At 60.1% G+C, this 16,152-nt stretch carries 14 protein-coding genes and 1 tRNA gene; 3 read left to right on the top strand and 12 right to left on the bottom strand.

Annotation, left to right across the window (positions count from 1 at the left end; all coding sequences use genetic code 11):
* Window positions 1-74: 74 nt before the first annotated feature.
* The 11 genes from VF684_RS03105 to hinT all read right to left on the bottom strand — a co-directional run bounded on the left by VF684_RS03105 (window position 75) and on the right by hinT (window position 11,267).
* Complete coding sequence (locus VF684_RS03105) at window positions 75-1,148, bottom strand: 3-deoxy-7-phosphoheptulonate synthase (protein ID WP_440173748.1); 1,074 nt, start codon at window positions 1,146-1,148, stop codon at window positions 75-77.
* 407 nt (window positions 1,149-1,555) lie between these two features.
* A complete protein-coding gene (gene glgC, locus VF684_RS03100; RefSeq protein WP_005334047.1) occupies window positions 1,556-2,857 on the bottom strand; it encodes a glucose-1-phosphate adenylyltransferase in 1,302 nt (433 codons plus the stop codon).
* A 289-nt stretch (window positions 2,858-3,146) separates the two neighbouring features.
* Window positions 3,147-4,064 (bottom strand): protein translocase subunit SecF, encoded by a 918-nt coding sequence (gene secF, locus VF684_RS03095; RefSeq protein WP_005334046.1) that lies wholly within the window; start codon window positions 4,062-4,064, stop codon window positions 3,147-3,149.
* Window positions 4,065-4,214: 150 nt separating this feature from the next.
* Window positions 4,215-6,017, bottom strand: coding sequence for a protein translocase subunit SecD (gene secD, locus VF684_RS03090; protein ID WP_139730518.1), 1,803 nt, complete (start codon window positions 6,015-6,017; stop codon window positions 4,215-4,217).
* A gap of 158 nt (window positions 6,018-6,175) precedes the next feature.
* A complete protein-coding gene (locus VF684_RS03085; RefSeq protein WP_005334044.1) occupies window positions 6,176-6,610 on the bottom strand; it encodes a hypothetical protein in 435 nt (144 codons plus the stop codon).
* 96 nt (window positions 6,611-6,706) lie between these two features.
* Window positions 6,707-7,564, bottom strand: a complete 858-nt coding sequence (locus VF684_RS03080) for a DUF6279 family lipoprotein (protein ID WP_139730517.1) — start codon at window positions 7,562-7,564, stop codon at window positions 6,707-6,709.
* 3 nt (window positions 7,565-7,567) lie between these two features.
* Window positions 7,568-8,392, bottom strand: a complete 825-nt coding sequence (locus VF684_RS03075) for a phosphotransferase (RefSeq protein WP_240037389.1) — start codon at window positions 8,390-8,392, stop codon at window positions 7,568-7,570.
* A 10-nt stretch (window positions 8,393-8,402) separates the two neighbouring features.
* On the bottom strand, window positions 8,403-8,999 hold the full coding sequence (gene lpoB / locus VF684_RS03070; RefSeq protein ID WP_005334041.1) for a penicillin-binding protein activator LpoB: 597 nt from the start codon (window positions 8,997-8,999) through the stop codon (window positions 8,403-8,405).
* Window positions 8,999-9,397 carry a YcfL family protein gene (locus VF684_RS03065; protein ID WP_139730515.1) on the bottom strand — a complete coding sequence of 133 codons (399 nt, stop codon included), beginning with the start codon at window positions 9,395-9,397 and terminating at the stop codon, window positions 8,999-9,001. Before VF684_RS03065 ends, lpoB begins: the two co-directional genes overlap by 1 nt.
* Before the next feature lie 83 nt (window positions 9,398-9,480).
* Window positions 9,481-10,917, bottom strand: a complete 1,437-nt coding sequence (locus tag VF684_RS03060; protein WP_162516039.1) for a COG3014 family protein — start codon at window positions 10,915-10,917, stop codon at window positions 9,481-9,483.
* Window positions 10,917-11,267, bottom strand: a complete 351-nt coding sequence (hinT, locus tag VF684_RS03055; RefSeq protein WP_005334033.1) for a purine nucleoside phosphoramidase — start codon at window positions 11,265-11,267, stop codon at window positions 10,917-10,919. The genes VF684_RS03060 and hinT overlap by 1 nt, the downstream gene beginning before the upstream one ends.
* A 252-nt stretch (window positions 11,268-11,519) precedes the next feature.
* Between hinT and VF684_RS03050 the strand changes: the two genes are divergently transcribed.
* Window positions 11,520-13,532: a methyl-accepting chemotaxis protein gene (locus tag VF684_RS03050; protein WP_100646263.1), complete on the top strand. Its 2,013-nt coding sequence runs from the start codon at window positions 11,520-11,522 to the stop codon at window positions 13,530-13,532.
* A gap of 71 nt (window positions 13,533-13,603) precedes the next feature.
* Here the strand turns inward: VF684_RS03050 and VF684_RS03045 are convergent, their stop codons facing one another.
* Window positions 13,604-14,479, bottom strand: a complete 876-nt coding sequence (locus tag VF684_RS03045) for a 6-pyruvoyl trahydropterin synthase family protein (RefSeq protein ID WP_042053203.1) — start codon at window positions 14,477-14,479, stop codon at window positions 13,604-13,606.
* 80 nt (window positions 14,480-14,559) lie between these two features.
* On the opposite strand from VF684_RS03045, the gene VF684_RS03040 reads away from it, so the two are divergent.
* Window positions 14,560-15,903 (top strand): dihydroorotase, encoded by a 1,344-nt coding sequence (locus tag VF684_RS03040; RefSeq protein WP_139730514.1) that lies wholly within the window; start codon window positions 14,560-14,562, stop codon window positions 15,901-15,903.
* A 112-nt stretch (window positions 15,904-16,015) separates the two neighbouring features.
* A tRNA-Pro gene (locus VF684_RS03035) sits at window positions 16,016-16,092 on the top strand.
* Window positions 16,093-16,152: the final 60 nt, after the last annotated feature.

The following is a 16,152-nucleotide window of genomic DNA, read 5'->3' as shown; positions in this document are numbered from 1 at the left end:
CACGGCGTGAGCGGCTTGATGCCACCAGCGGTGATACCTCGATTGTTCAATAGGTTACGACAAGATACCACGGCTTACCGCGCAGTTCTGCCCTTGAGAGGGTCAGCCAGCTGGTTGTTGCAGCGGGCCAGCAGGGTGGCGGTGGTGTCCCAGTCGATGCAGGCATCGGTGATGGAGACCCCGTAGCGCATCTGCTGCTTGGGCTGCTCGCTGGACTGGTTACCCTCAAACAGGTTGGATTCGAGCATCACCCCGATGATGGAGCGGTTGCCCTCCTGGATCTGGTGGATGACGTTGTCGGCCACCTTGGGCTGCAAACGGTGATCCTTGCTGGAGTTGCCGTGGCTGCAATCCACCACAAGGCTCGGCAGCAGGCCCGCTTTCTCCAGCGCCTCTTCCGCCAGTGACACGTTGACCGAGTCGTAGTTGGGATGTTTGCCGCCGCGCAGGATCACGTGGCCATCCGGGTTGCCCTGGGTCTGCAGCAGCGCAACCTGGCCCTGCTGGTTGATCCCCATAAAGGCGTGAGGGGAGGAGGCCGCCTGCAGCGCATTGATGGCAGTCCCCAGGTTGCCGTCGGTGCCGTTCTTGAAGCCGACCGGCATGGAGAGGCCGGACGCCATCTCCCTGTGGGTCTGGGATTCGGTGGTGCGGGCGCCGATGGCTGACCAGGAGAAGAGCTCGGCCAGGTATTGCGGGCTGATGGGGTCGAGCGCTTCGGTGGCCAGCGGCAACTCCAGCTCCGCCAGCCAGCAGAGCAGCTCGCGGGCACGATGCAGCCCCAGCTCCACATCGAAGGTGCCATCCAGATTGGGGTCGTTGATAAAGCCTTTCCAGCCGACTGTGGTGCGCGGCTTCTCAAAGTAGACCCGCATGACAATGTAGAGAGAGTCCTGATAGGCATCATGCAGCGCTTTGAGTCTGGTTGCGTACTCTTTGGCGGCGTCCATGTCGTGGATGGAGCAGGGACCACAGATCACCAGCAGCCGGTGATCGCGACGGTGAATGATGTCGGCGATGGTATTGCGGGCCCCTTGCACGAATGCCAGCGCCTTGTCGGAGATAGGTAACTTCTCCTTCAGCTGGGCAGGCGTGATCATCACTTGTTCGGACTGGATATGGATGTTGTTCAGGGGGTCTCTTTGCATGATTTCATTCTCTCTACTGTATTAAGCCAAAAGCGACTGTACCGATATATTTACGTTGGTACCTGCTTTGTTACGCAACCGCCCTCACCTTACCAAGGAAAAACAAACAATCAAGTGAAACTAGCGGGTTTAAGCTAAAAAGTCAGATAAAGGAGCTGCTATATAGCGCAAACAGGAATAATACAGAGAGTTTTTCGGAGGAGTAATGGTTATTCTGTAATGCAACGTTTACGACTTGAGGCGTCAAGGCTGCATTATCCAGCTGTTCGACCACATTAAATGTCATCTCTGCAGCACAGCTACGCGATGGCAATGATGGTGTGAGGTGGCTATCTGGTAAGCCATAGAAAGAGGGAGCCATAATGGCTCCCTTTGCGGTAGGAAGGGGCATCCCGTCTGGCTGCGGATCAGCGCTTCTGTTTACCCTGCAGCTCTTTGTTCAGGCGGGTGAGCATCCCCTGGGTGACCAGCACTATGCCCTGCTCGGAGCGGTGGAAGCGGCGCGCATCTTCGTCGGCGTTTTCACCTATCACTGTGCCTTCCGGCAGTTTGCACCCCTTGTCGATCACCACCCGGCGCAGTCGGCAACCGGCACCTATCTCCACACCCGGGAAGATAACGGCCTGATCCAGGGTGCAGAAGGAGTCGACCCGCACATTGGTAAAGAGCACCGAACTCAGGATGAAAGAGCCACTGACGATGGTGCCTCCGGCAAACATGGAGTTGATGGTCATGCCGTGTTGGCCGTTTCTGTCCTGCACGAATTTGGCGGGAGGGGTCATGTTCTGGCTGGTCCAGATGGGCCAGTCCTGATCGTAGATATCGAGCTCAGGCGTGACGGAGGCGAGATCCATGTTGGCTTCCCAGAAGGAGTCCACGGTACCCACATCGCGCCAGTAGGGGCGGCGATCCGGACAGCAGCCGACACAGGACATGCCAAACGGGTGAGCGAATGCGGTGCCCTCTTTCACCACGCGGGGGATCACGTCCATGCCGAAATCGTGATGGGACTGCTCGTTGGCAATGTCCTCTTCCAGCAACTGATAGAGATACTCTGCATCGAAGATATAGACGCCCATTGAGGCCAGCGCGGTGTCGGCCTTGCCCGGCATGGCGGGCGGGTTGGCAGGCTTTTCGACGAAGGCATTGATCTTGCGATCATCATCCACCGCCATTACCCCGAAGGCGCTTGCTTCACTGCGTGGCACCTCGATGCAGGCAACGGTCACCTTGGCGCCCATATTGACGTGGTCGAGCAGCATGGCGGCGTAATCCATCTTGTAGATGTGATCGCCTGCCAGCACCACCACATATTTGGGAGCGTGATCGCGGATGATATCCAGATTCTGGTAGACCGCATCGGCGGTACCCCGATACCAGTTCACCTCATCCACCCGCTGCTGGGCAGGGAGCAGATCGATAAACTCGTTCATCTGGTAGCGCAGGAAAGACCAGCCGGACTGGAGATGGCGCAACAGGCTGTGGGATTTGTACTGGGTCACGACACCGACCCGGCGAATGCCGGAGTTGATGCAGTTGGAGAGCACGAAATCGATGATGCGGAATTTGCCGCCGAAATGAACGGCAGGTTTTGCACGGTTGTCGGTTAACTGTTTGAGGCGACTACCCCGCCCTCCTGCGAGTACCAAAGCCATGGTCTCGTTCAGCAACTGTCTGGATTTTGCTGTATTGGCAGGTTGTAACAACATCTCATATCCCTTTGTAGATAAATCACCACAATGTTGCCTCCTTTGAGCCCTCAAGAAAGTGCTTTCAGTCACATTTTATGGTTTCTGACGTAATAAAATGACCTTTTTGTTATTAAAAATGACGGGTTGATCCGTCATTGCTTTCAATATGGTCAGTTGTCAATTGAAGCGAGCCGAGCAACAAAAGGGGCGGCGAGAGACCGAGAGGAGGGATGGAAAAAGCCCCTGCCAATGGTTGGCAGGGGCCCGGTTCGTTGAGACCCGGTAAGCCGGGCCTGATTAACAAGGTTCAGGCCGCGTTGGCCAGTGGCTCCTCGCTCTTCTTCTGGTAGGCCTGCGGGGTGAGCCCAAGCAGCTCCTGCACGGTCGAGGCGACGGTAATGGAGGAGACGGTGCCCACCAGGATCCCGGCAAACAGGGTGAAGGAGAAGCCGTAGAGGGCGTCACCGCCAAACAGCAACAGAGCGCCCACGGTAAACAGGGTGGTGCCCGAGGTGATCATGGTGCGACTGAAGGTCGCCTTGATGGCCACATCGGAGCATTCGTGGATGCCCATCTGGGTACGCGAGCTCAGCAGATCCCGCAGCCTGTCCGAGATGACGATGCTGTCGTTGAGGGAGTAGCCGATCACCGCCATCAAACCGGCGATGATGTTCAGATCGAATTCGATCTGAAAGAGTGACAGCAGCCCCAGCGCTACGATGGCGTCATGCACTACCGAGAGCAGAATGCCGATGGCCTGACGCCACTCGAAGCGAAACGCCAGATAGGCCGACATCGCCAGCGAAGCGACCAGCACGGCCAGCATCCCCTGCTGGAACAGTTCGGCACCCACCTGAGGGCCGACGATGGTGGTGCGCAGCAACTCGACCGGCATCCCCAGCTGTTGGGTCAGCATGGTGGCGAGATCTGCCGCGGGCCAGGGCAGTTCGTGGGGGGGCAGCTTGATCAGCCACTCGCCGGGAATACCGGCCGAGCTCAGCTCAACGGCTCCCGCCAGCGGGGAGACCAGCATGGCATTGAGCTCATGGGCCTCTTTCAGGGTCTGGATATGAAACTCCAGCAGGATCCCGCCGGTAAAATCGAGCCCCAGTGTCAGACCGTTCACCAGCAAGATGGCGACGCTGGCCACGGTCAGCAGGATGGAAGCCCACAGGCCGATATAACGCCAACGGGTCAGCCCCATGGCAACGATCATTCTCAACATAATTCTCTCCTTGGCCAGCCAGCATCAGGCTGTTGGCCCATCACGACGTGCCGTGACACGCCGGGAAATAGTGTTCTGCTTTGGCCGCTCCGGTCATATCCATGGCCGATGGCGCAGCCAAAGCCGCTCATCAGAGGGACTGCTGTCCCGTTACACCTTCAGCGTGCGCTCGCTGCTGCGTCCCCAGAGGGGGTTGATGATGGCGCGCGTCCCCCAGATCCCGGTGATCATGCTGGAGAGCAGACCCAGAATGAGGGTGATGGAGAAGCCCTGCAGCGGCCCGGAGCCGATGGAGTAGAGCACCACAGCACAGATGAGCGTAGTGATGTTGGCATCGAAAATGGTGTGGAAGGCCGAGCGATAGCCAAAATCGATGGCGTTGGCCAGTGAACCACCCTCTCGCAGACGGTCCCTGATCCGCTCGAAGATCAGCACATGGGTATCCACCGCCATGCCCACCGTCAGCACCAGACCGGCGATCCCCGGCAGGGTCAGCACGGCGCCCGGCAGCACCGCCAGCATGCCGACCTGCATCAACAGGTTGGCGACCAGCGCCGTGATGGCAACCCAGCCGAATTTGCGGTACCAGGCCATCATGAACAGCATCATGCCCGCCATGCCGAAGGCCAGCGCGGTGAAGCCTGCCTCGATATTCTGCATCCCCAGCGTCGGGCCAATACTGCGTTCTTCCAGGATCTTGAGAGGGGCGGTGAGGGCGCCGGCACGCAGCAGCATGGCCAGCTCTTGCGCCTCCGGCAGACTGCCAATGCCGGTGATGCGGAACTGGTTGCCAAGGGCGGTCTGGATGGTGGCGACGTTGATCACCTCGCTCTGGGCGCGCAGTTTGCCCTGAGCGTTGGTCTTGTACTCGGTGAAAACGGTCGCCATCGGCTTGCCCACATGCTGGCGGCTGAACTGGTTCATCTTGCTGCCACCCAGGGTGTCGAGCACGATATTGACCTGGGGTTGACCCATTTCGCCCATGTTGGCGCGGGCATCGACGATGTGCTCGCCGGTCAGCACCGGCTTGCGTGCCATGCCGACGGCCTGACCGTTGCGATCGGCGATATAGAAGTGGCTGTCGGCTTTGGCCTCGTAGAAGGCCAGCGAGGCGGTGGCGCCGATCACCTCTTTCGCCTGTTTGGGGTTGTGTACCCCGGGCAGTTCGATACGGATGCCATCCTGCCCCTGACGCACCACCGAGGCTTCGACAATGCCGAGCTCGTTGATCCGTTTTTTCAGGATCGACAGGTTCTGGGTCACGGCGTTGTTGACCAGCAGGGTACGCTCCGCCTCGCTCAGCACCAGTTTCAGATCATTGCCGGAGCGGGTCAGCTTCCACTGATCCTGACGGGTACCGGCACTCTCTTTGATGATAGAGAGCCAGCTCTCCTGTTCGGCCACCTCCGGCAGGGTGACGGCTACGGCGCCCTGTGCGCTGCGCGTGACGCTGGCGCCGCGCAGATTGGCTTCACGGAAACGGGTGCGCAGGGTGTCGACCAGATTCTTGGTCTGATTGTCGATGACAAAGTCCACGTCCACCCCGATAAGCAGCTGGGAGCCGCCACGCAGGTCGAGCCCCAGCTTGATGGGATCGGCGCCGAGGCGAGTGATCCAAGCCGGCGCGTTGGAGTGAAACTCCAGGGTCAGGGCGGCACTGTCGACCCCTTGCAGCTCCAGCAACTGCTTGGCGCGCTGCTGATCGCCCTGACTGGCAAAGACCAGCTCGACCCGCTCAGGTTGCTCAAGGACCTTGAGCGGGGTCAGGTGCTTGTCGCTCAGCAGCATCTGTTGCTGGGGGGTCAGGCGCTGCTGTCCGTGCAGGCCGAGGGAGGGCTGCTCACCAAAAAAGGTGGGCAGGGAGTAAAAGGTAAAGGTCAACAGCATCAACAGCAGCAGTGCGTACTGCCACTTGCTCATGCGGTTGAGAACGGTGCGATTGCTCTTTCTCATGGCAAACAAGCCTCTGTCAGGAGAATGGTGCCTAGGCCGATAGCAACAAGGCTCGGCAAGGCGCAAAAAATGGGATGCATCAGATGCGGATCAGGCAGCCGCCGGATCCGTCAGGAAGAGGAGATGAGCAAACACTGGATGTGCCATCCCCTCCGGGGTCAGGCGCTCAGATAGCTCTGGGTGAAGCGATATTGCAGATGTTGGCGCTGTAGATGGCGCCGGTGGATCGCACCGAAGCGATCGCGAAAACTCTGTTTGTGATAGAGCTCGGGGGCCAGCATCAGCCAGCCGAGCAGCAACAGCAGGATGGCCTGGGCCGACCAGCTCTGGATCAGCTCGTAGACCACACTCTTGGGCTGGTTGTCACTGCGCAGGGATTGTTCGAGACGCAGCAGGTGATTCTGATGGCTGCCGACAAACTTGATGATGCCATCATCGCTGTCGCTAAGCTGATTGAACACCTGAGTCTGCTGCTGTTCACTCTGGGGAGATGCGGGTAGCAACGGGCCTTCCATTCGGGCGATGGAACAAAGCAGGGTGAGGGCGATAACCAGAGTTACCAGCACCAGTTTTACTTTGTCGATAAGGCGCAAAAAGTTAATTCCCGATAAATAGAAAGGGCAAATTACCATAAGCGCCCGGTTTGAACAAGGTTGCCCCGGGCGCATGGCACCATTCGATGCCGCTCGTCAGCTGCCGCTCATCTGCTTGAAGTCGCGGGCGTAGCCCTTGAGCAGGGAGTAGAGATGGGCCCGCTGGGAGATATCCAGCGACTGGCTCATGGCGCTCAGCCAGTTGACGGTACGCTGGCGTGACTGCTCGGTATAGCCGGTAAAGCGGCCATCCATCAGCCCATCCCCCTCGGCCAGCAGGTCAGTCAGCTCGCGGGTAAAGTCGGGACTCTGGCGCTGCTTCATCAGCCTGTCCAGCTCCTGGGTCCAGGACTCCTGAAACTCGAGCCAGGGGGGCATCAGCTCGTATTGCCATTCGGCCCACTGGGCCACCAGTGGCGCCTGTGCCGGTTTCACCTCGCCAATCCAGAACTCGAGCCGCTTGTTCATCTTGTCGCGAAACTCCGCCAGCATCTGCTCTTTGGGCTCAGTGGCAAAGTCCTTTTGCCGCTCCTGTTGCCGCTTGATCCGATCGGTCATAAAGCTGGCCACCTGCTCGTCGGTCAGGGTGCGCGCCAGCCTGACCGCACGGGGGATGGTGTTTTCCAGTGTGCGGGTCAGGCTCTGCTGCACCGCATCGAGGTTGGTCGAGATCTGCTCCGGCGTCATGGGGCTGGCCACTGCCTTGGCCAGCGCGTCGAGATCCTTGGCGTAGCGCGGCAGCTCGTGCTGGCGATGCCAGGCCATCAGCCCCTTCACTTCGCGGCTGAGCAGATCCTTCTGCGAATAGGAGAGGGCAAAGTAGTCATCCAGCTGCCAGATGATGGCGGTATCGAGCCAGTAGTAGATCACCCGGGTGGAGCAGCCGGTCAGCAGCAGGCCGATCAGCAGCAGACCCCAGGTTTTCGGCTTGTGCCAGCGCACCTTGTTTATCATCTGTTACTCCAGTCGTTGCCGGTTGATGGCGATCAGGGTGTCATAGTCGAGTGAGGGCTGTTGCTCTGCCATCAGCAGGGCCCAGAGCAGGCCGATATAGTCGACCCAGGGTAAAAATGCCTCGCTCTGAAAATCGGGCCACTGGTGGCGCGGCACAGCCTGCAGATAGTGCGCTTCCAGCTCGTCGCGCCGCTCGGCGGGCCACTCATGGGTGCGCTGGATGCTGGCGAGCTCAAAGCCGGGGTGACCTGCCGCGCCATACTCCCAGTCGATGACCCAGGGTTTGCTTCCCAACAAGTTAGCCGGATTGAGATCATGGTGGCAAGGGCGCCAGCAATCATTTGGCTCACTGCTGGCGAGCAAGCTCCGCTCCAGGGCGGGCAGCCAGGAGGGAATGCGGGCCAGTCGGGCGCGATAGCCCGCGGCGTGGGCCCGTACTGCCATCACCACCGCAGGCAGCGGCAGGCAATGGAGCTTGCGCAGCACCTCTGCCAGCAGACGGGGCTGATCGACTGCCGGTGGCGCTGCGTGTACCCAGTTTGGCTCATCGCACCATTCGAGCAGCATCAGACCGCTGGCGGGATCGCCATAGTGGCAAGACAGTGCCAACCCTTCGCCCATCGCCCCCTGATAAAGCTGCCACTCGGTGGGACGGTCGATACCAAGGCGCACCGGGTCGGAGTGGCCCTGACGCAAAAAGTAACTGCGCCCCGAGGGGAGGCGCAGTCGATAGTTGCAGTTGGTCAGGCCTAACCCGAGTGGTTCCAGCAGCCCCTCCCGCCAGGGGGCGGGCAGGCTGGCCAGTAGCGGATCACAGTTGCCTGTCACCAGGAGCCTGTTACCAGCCAAAGGTGGATTTCTTCGCCTGTTTGCGGATCTCTTTCTGATCGGCCCACAGCAGTTCGCCGTTTTGCAGATCCATCAGGTTCATGGTCATCTGGTAGTAGACATCCTTCACCTTGCCATTGTCTTTGACGATGCTGGCGAGGTTGCCATAGACCATGTAGCGGGCACCGGTCTGCTTGCCCAGACGCACCATGGAGGCAGGATCCACCATGCCGCTGCTCTGCTGGTATTCGAGCTGTTGCTTGACGGCGGCCACCTTGCTCATGTCGACGAAGCGGAACTTGCCGGCCCGCAGCAACTTGGTGCGGATGGTATCGGTGATGGCTTCGGTATCGATGTGCTCGGAGGTCTTGTTGCGGATAGAGTCCATAAACATCACCGGACGACCGCCAGCGGTGATCTCGCTGGTGGCGGGGGAGGCGAGCATGGAGTCCGCCATCTTGTCGGCGATGGCCTGCAGGTCGCTTGAGCCGTAATCGACGGTGACGGTTTCGGTTTCAGTGGGATCGCCATAGCTGACGGTGGTGCTGGAGCAGCCGCCCAAGAGCAATGCAGAGGTCAATATCAGCAGGGCATGATTCATTTTCATCAGTAGGATTCCTCAATCACTTCGCGTACGTAAATCCGGTAACCCTGCGCCGCCGGGCTGGGCGCCAGGGCCGAGAGGGTGCGGGTCTGATAGCCATGCAGCTTGATGGGAGTCCAGCCGCGGCCATCGCTGGCGACCTCCTGACCGGCCTCATCATACCAATAGAAGAGATATTGCAGCTTGTTATCGCCGCGCTGGGTGCTGGCGGCGGCCACATTGACCTGCAGCAGGCCATTTTGCTGGCGGCGGCTCAGCTCGGTCAGGGTGACGTTGACGTTTTGATGCTGCTCCGCCACCGCTACGGCGCCCGGTGCCCCATAGAGCGCCACGCCGGAGGTGTTGGTGGCGCAGCCGGTCAGCAGCAGCGCGAGCCCGAGGGCCAACCCGTATGCTTTCATCTTGCTCTCCTTAATCGGGGTGAGTGGGGCCGCGTGTGAGCCTGCCCGGTTAATTGTCTTGCTCATCTCTCTTCGCCATCTGCTCAGAGCGGCATCACCCGGGTGGTCAGACCGGCGCCGAGGCGCTGTACCCAGACCAGGGTGGTGCGTCCCTTGTGGATGGTGAGCGGCAATTGCCGCTGCGCCGCCCCTGCGCTCAGGGTGAGGTTGATGTCACCTGCCAGCACCATCCCCTGCCAGCTCGATGCCTGCGCTGGCAGCGTCAGCCAGCTGCGGGTATCGGCCCGCTCCGAGAGGGCGTTGAAGATCCCCACCAGAATATTGCCCACATCGCCCCCCTCTTTGGCGGCGGTGCGGCGCATCTGCTCCTTGGCCACCAGTCGCAGCGCCTGGCGGGTCAGCATGCCGGGCAGCCGCTCCTGCAGATCTTTGGCGGCCAGCGCTTCCAGCCTGACCAGCTCGCTGGTCTGCCAGGCCCGCTTGCCGACCTCCACCGTCAGCGGGCCGGTGTCGCTGGCCCGATTATCGTAATAGGGGATGGCGACGGTAAAGGTGCGAAAATCACCGCGGGAGGTGGAGATGGGGAGCGGCAGGAACAGTTCGCGCCGTGCCGGGATCAAACCATCTTCAAACAGCACCACCAGTTGGCCTTGATCTTTTGCAAGCGGCGGTGCTTTGCGGCCTATCTTTTTCTCGGTCTCGCGGATCTCGTCCGGTGAGCCACGCAGCCGCGCCAGACGCAGCAAGGCATCTTGCAGGCTGCGGTTGTCCGGCGCTATCTGGTAGCCACGCTGATAGTCGACCCAGGCATCGTTGAGATCCCCGGCCGCCTCATAGAGCACGGCGGAAAAATAGAAGGTGTAGGCGTTCTGAAAACCGTTTTTGACCTTGCCGATCAACCGGTCGAGATCCGGTGCGCCGCGCGACATCAGTTGGCGCATCTCGCCTTCTGCTTCGGCCTCTTCGCTCTCATCCTTCGCCTTGCGCACCTCATCGGCTCGCCGTTTCAGGGCCTGCTCCTGCACCTGATTGGCCCGGCGCACCTCCACCAGGGCACCATCGGCATCACCCCGTTGCAGGTAGTTGAGGGCCAGATAGTGGTGCAGCATGGTGCGTTCGTAATCGGGAGTACGATAGGCCATCGACTGATCGTTGGTGAGCAGACTGCCCACCTGATCCAGACCGTGGCTCAGCCGGTATTCGGCCTGATTGTCTTCCCACTGAAGGCGGCTGTCGGCGGCGGTGAACGCCAGCTTGCTGCCCGCATCCTGACCCGCCAGCCAGGCAATGCGCCCCTGTTCGAGCCGATCCAGCACAAAGGTGTCATCCCCAAGGGTGGAGTCGCGCACCTCGGGCAGCGCCTCGGCGGCATGGCCCAACAGCAGTTGGTTGCGCAGGGGCACCATCTGATCGGAGTAGGAGACAAACATATCCTGCCAGCGGGAGGCGCAGCCTCCCAGCAACAGCAGGGCGCCGCAGAGCAACAGGGCGCTGCGGCAGGTTGAGGCGTGGCGATTCATTACAGGCTGAGCAGCGGTCCCAGCGGCTGGCCACCGACCAGATGCATGTGGATGTGGTAGACCTCCTGCCCGCCGTGGCGGTTGCAGTTCATGATGAGGCGGTAGCCATCTTCGGCGATGCCAGCCTCGGCGGCCAGTTTGCGGGCCACGGTGAACATCCGGCCAAGGGCCAGTTCATGTTCGGCTTCCACGTCATTGACGGTGGGGATCAGTACATTGGGGATGATCAGAATATGGGTTTTGGCCTTGGGCTGGATATCCCGGAATGCGGTGACCAGATCGTCTTGATAAAGGATGTCGGCGGGGATCTCTTTACGGATGATTTTGCTGAAAATGGTTTCTTGCGCCATGGCTAACTCCCTTATATGAAACAGAAAATTGAACTAGAACCCCAAGCGGCTCCCGAAAGGGGGGCGAGCAGCACGCCAAGTGTGACACAAGCCGACATTTGACACAGCTGATGTCCCATTCCCTTCAGTTATTGTTAAAAATACCGATAGCCAGAGGGACGTCATCTGTAGCGCCTGTTCAGGGTGGTCTGCAGGGTATCAAAAGGACGGGGTACTCAGGCAAGGGACTTTTGCATATACAGCGGGACAATAATGAAACAAACAATGTCGGATCTCTCCATCTTGCAGCGAGTCTACCTTGGCTTCGCGATCCTGGTGGCCGTGATGGTGGCCAGTTCACTGCTCACATTTCGTAGTCAGGAGACCCTGGGGAACGCACTGGAGCAGGTGACCCAGCAGTCTATGCCGCTGGTGATTGCCAGCAGCCAGACCCAGATCACCCTGCTCAGCGCCAACAAGTGGCTGGGGGATGTGCTCACCGAGCAGGACCCCAAACAGCTGCCAGCCGAAGTGGCCGAACTGAAACAGGCCAAGGCTGCGGTGGGCAAGAGCCTTGACGTCTTGCGCCAGCAGGTGGCCCACCACCCCGAACTGCAAGGGGAGATGAGCAGCCTCAGCCAGCAGGTCGACAGCTACCTGCAACTGACCGATACCCTGCCCGGCGAACACGAGGCGCTGCTCACCCGGCTGCACAAGGTCAATCTGGCCAAGGGGCAGTTTCAGGTCAGTCTGCCCCAGTTCAAGAAAAGTCTGGGTGACATGATGGTCACCATCGACGACAGCTTTATCAAGATGCTCTCCGAGACCCTGACCACCAAGCTCTCCGCCATCGAACTCTCCACCATGGACGCCCTCAACCAGACCATTCCGGCTCCCATCGAAGGGGCGCTCAAGCGCAACAAGATGCAGATCGAGGGGTTCAACAGCACCATCAAGGATCTGCAGGGGGAGCTGAAGAACTTCGAGAACGACATGGGCCACTATGTTCACGGCTTCGTGCGCGACACCACCGCAAGCGAAGGCGTGCTCTCCCAGTATCTGGCGCTGATGAAGCAGCAGGAACAGATGCGGGAGAAGAGCAAGCAGGCCAGCGCCCTGATCGTCGAGATCCAGAACCGACTAGAGCGGATCACCGGCCAGAGTCAGCAGCTGATGAGTCAGAGCATTCAGCACGCCAAAGCCACACAGAGCCAGAGCACCCTGACCCAGGGAACCAGCATCGTAGTCGCCATCCTGATCGCCATGCTGGTGGCTTATACCCTGGGCAAGGCCATTCGCCGTCCGCTCAGGGAGTTGCTGCGGGTGCTGACCGAAGTGACCCAGGGCGACATGACCCAGCGCATCGGTTTTCAGAGCAAGAACGAATTTGGCCAGCTGGGCAGCCAGATCAACCTGCTGATTGCCCAGATGGGGGAGGTGCTGGCGCAGCTTTCACAAGCGTCGGCCCAGCTTAACGATGCCGCCCACGGCAATCGCCACACCACCGAATCAGTGCGGGCGGATCTGGAGAAACAGCGGCAGGAGACCGCCTCGGTCGCCGCCGCCATGACCCAGATGGAGGCCTCGGTGCGCGAGGTGGCGCAGGCTGCCAACCAGACCCTGGAGCGGGTGCAGGATGTGGAGAAGGCCTCCGAGATGGGACGCAAGGTGATGGCAGGCAATATCACCACCACTCATCAACTGGCGGGCAAGCTGCAACAGACCGGCAAGGTGATTGGTGATGTGAGTGCCATGAGCAGCCAGATCGGCAATATCCTCGATGTCATTCGCGGCATCGCCGAGCAGACCAACCTGCTGGCCCTCAACGCCGCCATCGAAGCGGCGCGGGCCGGCGAGCAGGGGCGCGGTTTTGCGGTGGTGGCGGATGAGGTGCGCAGTCTGGCGGGCCGCACCGCCCAGTCCACCAGCGAAATCCAGACCATGATCGAGAACCTGCAGCAGGGGGTAGCCAAGGCGGTGACCGTGATGCAGGAGTGCTCTCGCGAGATGGACAGTTGCGTGGATCAGAGCTCTCACGCCAACAACGCCATGGAGGAGGTGCAGGGGATTGTGGTGCTGATCAGCGACATGTCGAGCCAGATCGCCTCTGCCGCCGAGCAGCAACAGGCCACCAGCGCCGATATCGCCACCAACCTCAACCGCATCTCCGATATCTCGGATCTCAACTATCAGGGGATCGAGCGGGTGGCCGAGACCAGCCAGCAGCTGGACTCCCTTGCCGAGCAGCAGGAGAGCCTAGTCAAGCGCTTCCGCCTCAGCGCCTGATGGTCGAGAGTTGAAACAACAAGGCCCCGCAGATGCGGGGCCTTCTCTTTATTGCGGCAGTGACAAGGGGATCAGGCGTAGGCGATAGCACCCTTGCCGACCCCTTCATAGGCGACAATCTTGACGAACTTGTCGCCCACCATCTTCTTCACTTCGCGGGCGATATAGCAGGCCAGCAGCTCGACTGTGGTGTCGGTGTCGATCATCTCTACCTCGGCGGTGGGGATGGCCAGCTGGAACAGCCCTTGCGGCGCCACATATTTGAAGCCGCAGTGATGCTCGCCAAGCTGGGCATTGGCGCGAGGGCTCAAAGCGAGTTCGGTCAGCGCCACCTTGTCCTCCTCGGTGCCGAGGTAGATATCGCCCCAGCGCTCGGCCCAGTTGAGCTCAAGCTCTTGGTCGCGCTCGCCATCGACGTGGATCTCGATGGGAGAGCGGTGGCCGTGGGCGATACGCTGGCAGTTGCCATCGTGCTTTTTCAGGCCGTGGCTGTAGTGGTAGAAGGCACCGGTGATCGCCTCCTGACGCAGGGTCAGGGAGAGATCCTTGATATTGCCCGGCAGCCGTTTGGCCAGTACCGCCAGCAGGTAGCGGGTCACCGACTCTTTATCAACTTGCGGGGCCGGGATAAAGGCAAAGCCCTGGGATGGGCAGCGCAGGTGGATGGAGCGACCCGGGCGCAGCAGATCCACAGTGCTTTCGTCACCATCCAGTGTCTCGACGTGGATCAGCGGGCACTCGGTCGGCACCAGCAGCTTGTGGTCCACCTCTTCATCGATGATCGATTTGATCAGCTTCTTTACCCGGCCAAAGTCCAGCAGCATGCTCATTTCGTTGAGCTCACCGCTCATTTCGATATCTACCAGCCAGCTCTCGCCCACCATGCCGCGGCGTTCGCACAGGTAGCTGGAGTCGATCACGGTCAAATCTCTTACAAATAACTTCATCAGTCAGGCCTTGCTACAGAGAAAGGGCAGTTTTGCGCTATTATGACCCGCGATTATCGGCAAAGGAACTGGAACCCCCCATGAACAAACTGCTTATCAAGAATGCCACCCTGGTCAACGAAGGCCGTATCTATGCCTCCGATGTGTTGATCGAGGGGGAACGGATTGCCCGCATCGCCCCGGATATCGAGGCGCCCGATGCGCTGGTGATCGATGCCGCAGGTCGCCATCTCATCCCCGGAATGATCGATGATCAGGTCCACTTCCGGGAGCCGGGATTGACCCACAAGGGGACTATCGCCAGCGAATCCCGCGCCGCCGTCGCCGGTGGCACCACCAGTTTCATGGAAATGCCCAACGTCAATCCCCAGACCACCACCCTCGACGCCCTCGAAGCCAAATACCAGATCGCCGCCAACTCCTCCGTCGCCAACTACAGCTTCTATCTCGGCGCCACCAACGACAACCTTAAAGAGATCAAGCGTCTCGACCCCAAGCAGTCCTGCGGGGTCAAGGTGTTTATGGGCTCCTCGACCGGCAACATGCTGGTGGACAATCAGGAGACCCTGGCGGCCATCTTCCGCGAAAGTCCGGTGATGATCGTGACCCACTGCGAAGACACCCCGACCATCGCCAAGGCGGAAGAGGCGGCGCGGGCCAAGTGGGGCGAGAATGTGCCGATGGGCGAGCACGGCCGCATTCGCAGTGACGAGGCGTGCTACAAATCCTCCAGCATGGCGGTGGCGCTGGCGAAAAAATACGGTGCCAAGCTGCACGTGCTGCATCTGACCTCGGCCAAGGAGCTGTCGCTGTTTACCGCCAGCCATGATCTGAGCGAGCTGAAGGACAAGAACATCACCGCCGAGGTGTGTGTGCACCACCTCTTCTTCAATGATGCCGATTACGAGACCCAGGGCAGCCTGATCAAGTGCAACCCTGCGGTGAAGAGTGCCGCCGACCAGCAGGCGCTGCTGGATGCGGTACGCAACGATGTACTCGACATCATCGCCACCGACCACGCGCCCCACACCTGGGAAGAGAAGCAGAACAGCTACTTCAAGGCGCCGTCTGGCGTACCGTTGGTGCAGCACTCTTTGCAGGCGCTGCTGGAGCTCTACCACAACGGCGTGTTTACCCTGGAGACTATCGTCAAGAAGACCTCCCATGCGGTGGCCGAGCGCTTCCAGGTGCAGGATCGCGGTTATATCCGCGAGGGCTACTTCGCCGATCTGGTGCTGCTGGATCTGGGCAAGCCCTATGTGGTCAACGATGACAACATCCTCTACCACTGTGGCTGGTCGCCATTCAACGGCTACCGCTTCCACAGCACGGTGGAGATGACGCTGGTGAACGGCCAGATCGCCTGGCAAAACGGGCAGGTGACTGACCAGATCCTGGGCAAGCGGCTGACCTTTAACCGCTGATTGTTCGCAAAGCAGGCGAACGCACCGTGGCCGAGGAATTGGCGGCGTTTCCCTGTTGACAGGGCAGGGTCATCTCCATAAACTCTGCCCCCGTCAGCCGAGCTGACTCCGTCGGTGTGTAGCGCAGCCAGGTAGCGCATCTGCATGGGGTGTAGAGGGTCGGAGGTTCGAATCCTCTCACACCGACCAAATTCCCCGGTAAAGGCCTTGTCAAACGACAAGGCCTTTTCTTTTGGCTCTGTCCCGTCC

It is taken from the genome of Aeromonas sp. Lyrl_2, from assembly GCF_051948815.1.
GTDB lineage: Bacteria > Pseudomonadota > Gammaproteobacteria > Enterobacterales > Aeromonadaceae > Aeromonas > Aeromonas veronii.
This window is presented reverse-complemented; position numbering and strand designations above follow the sequence as displayed.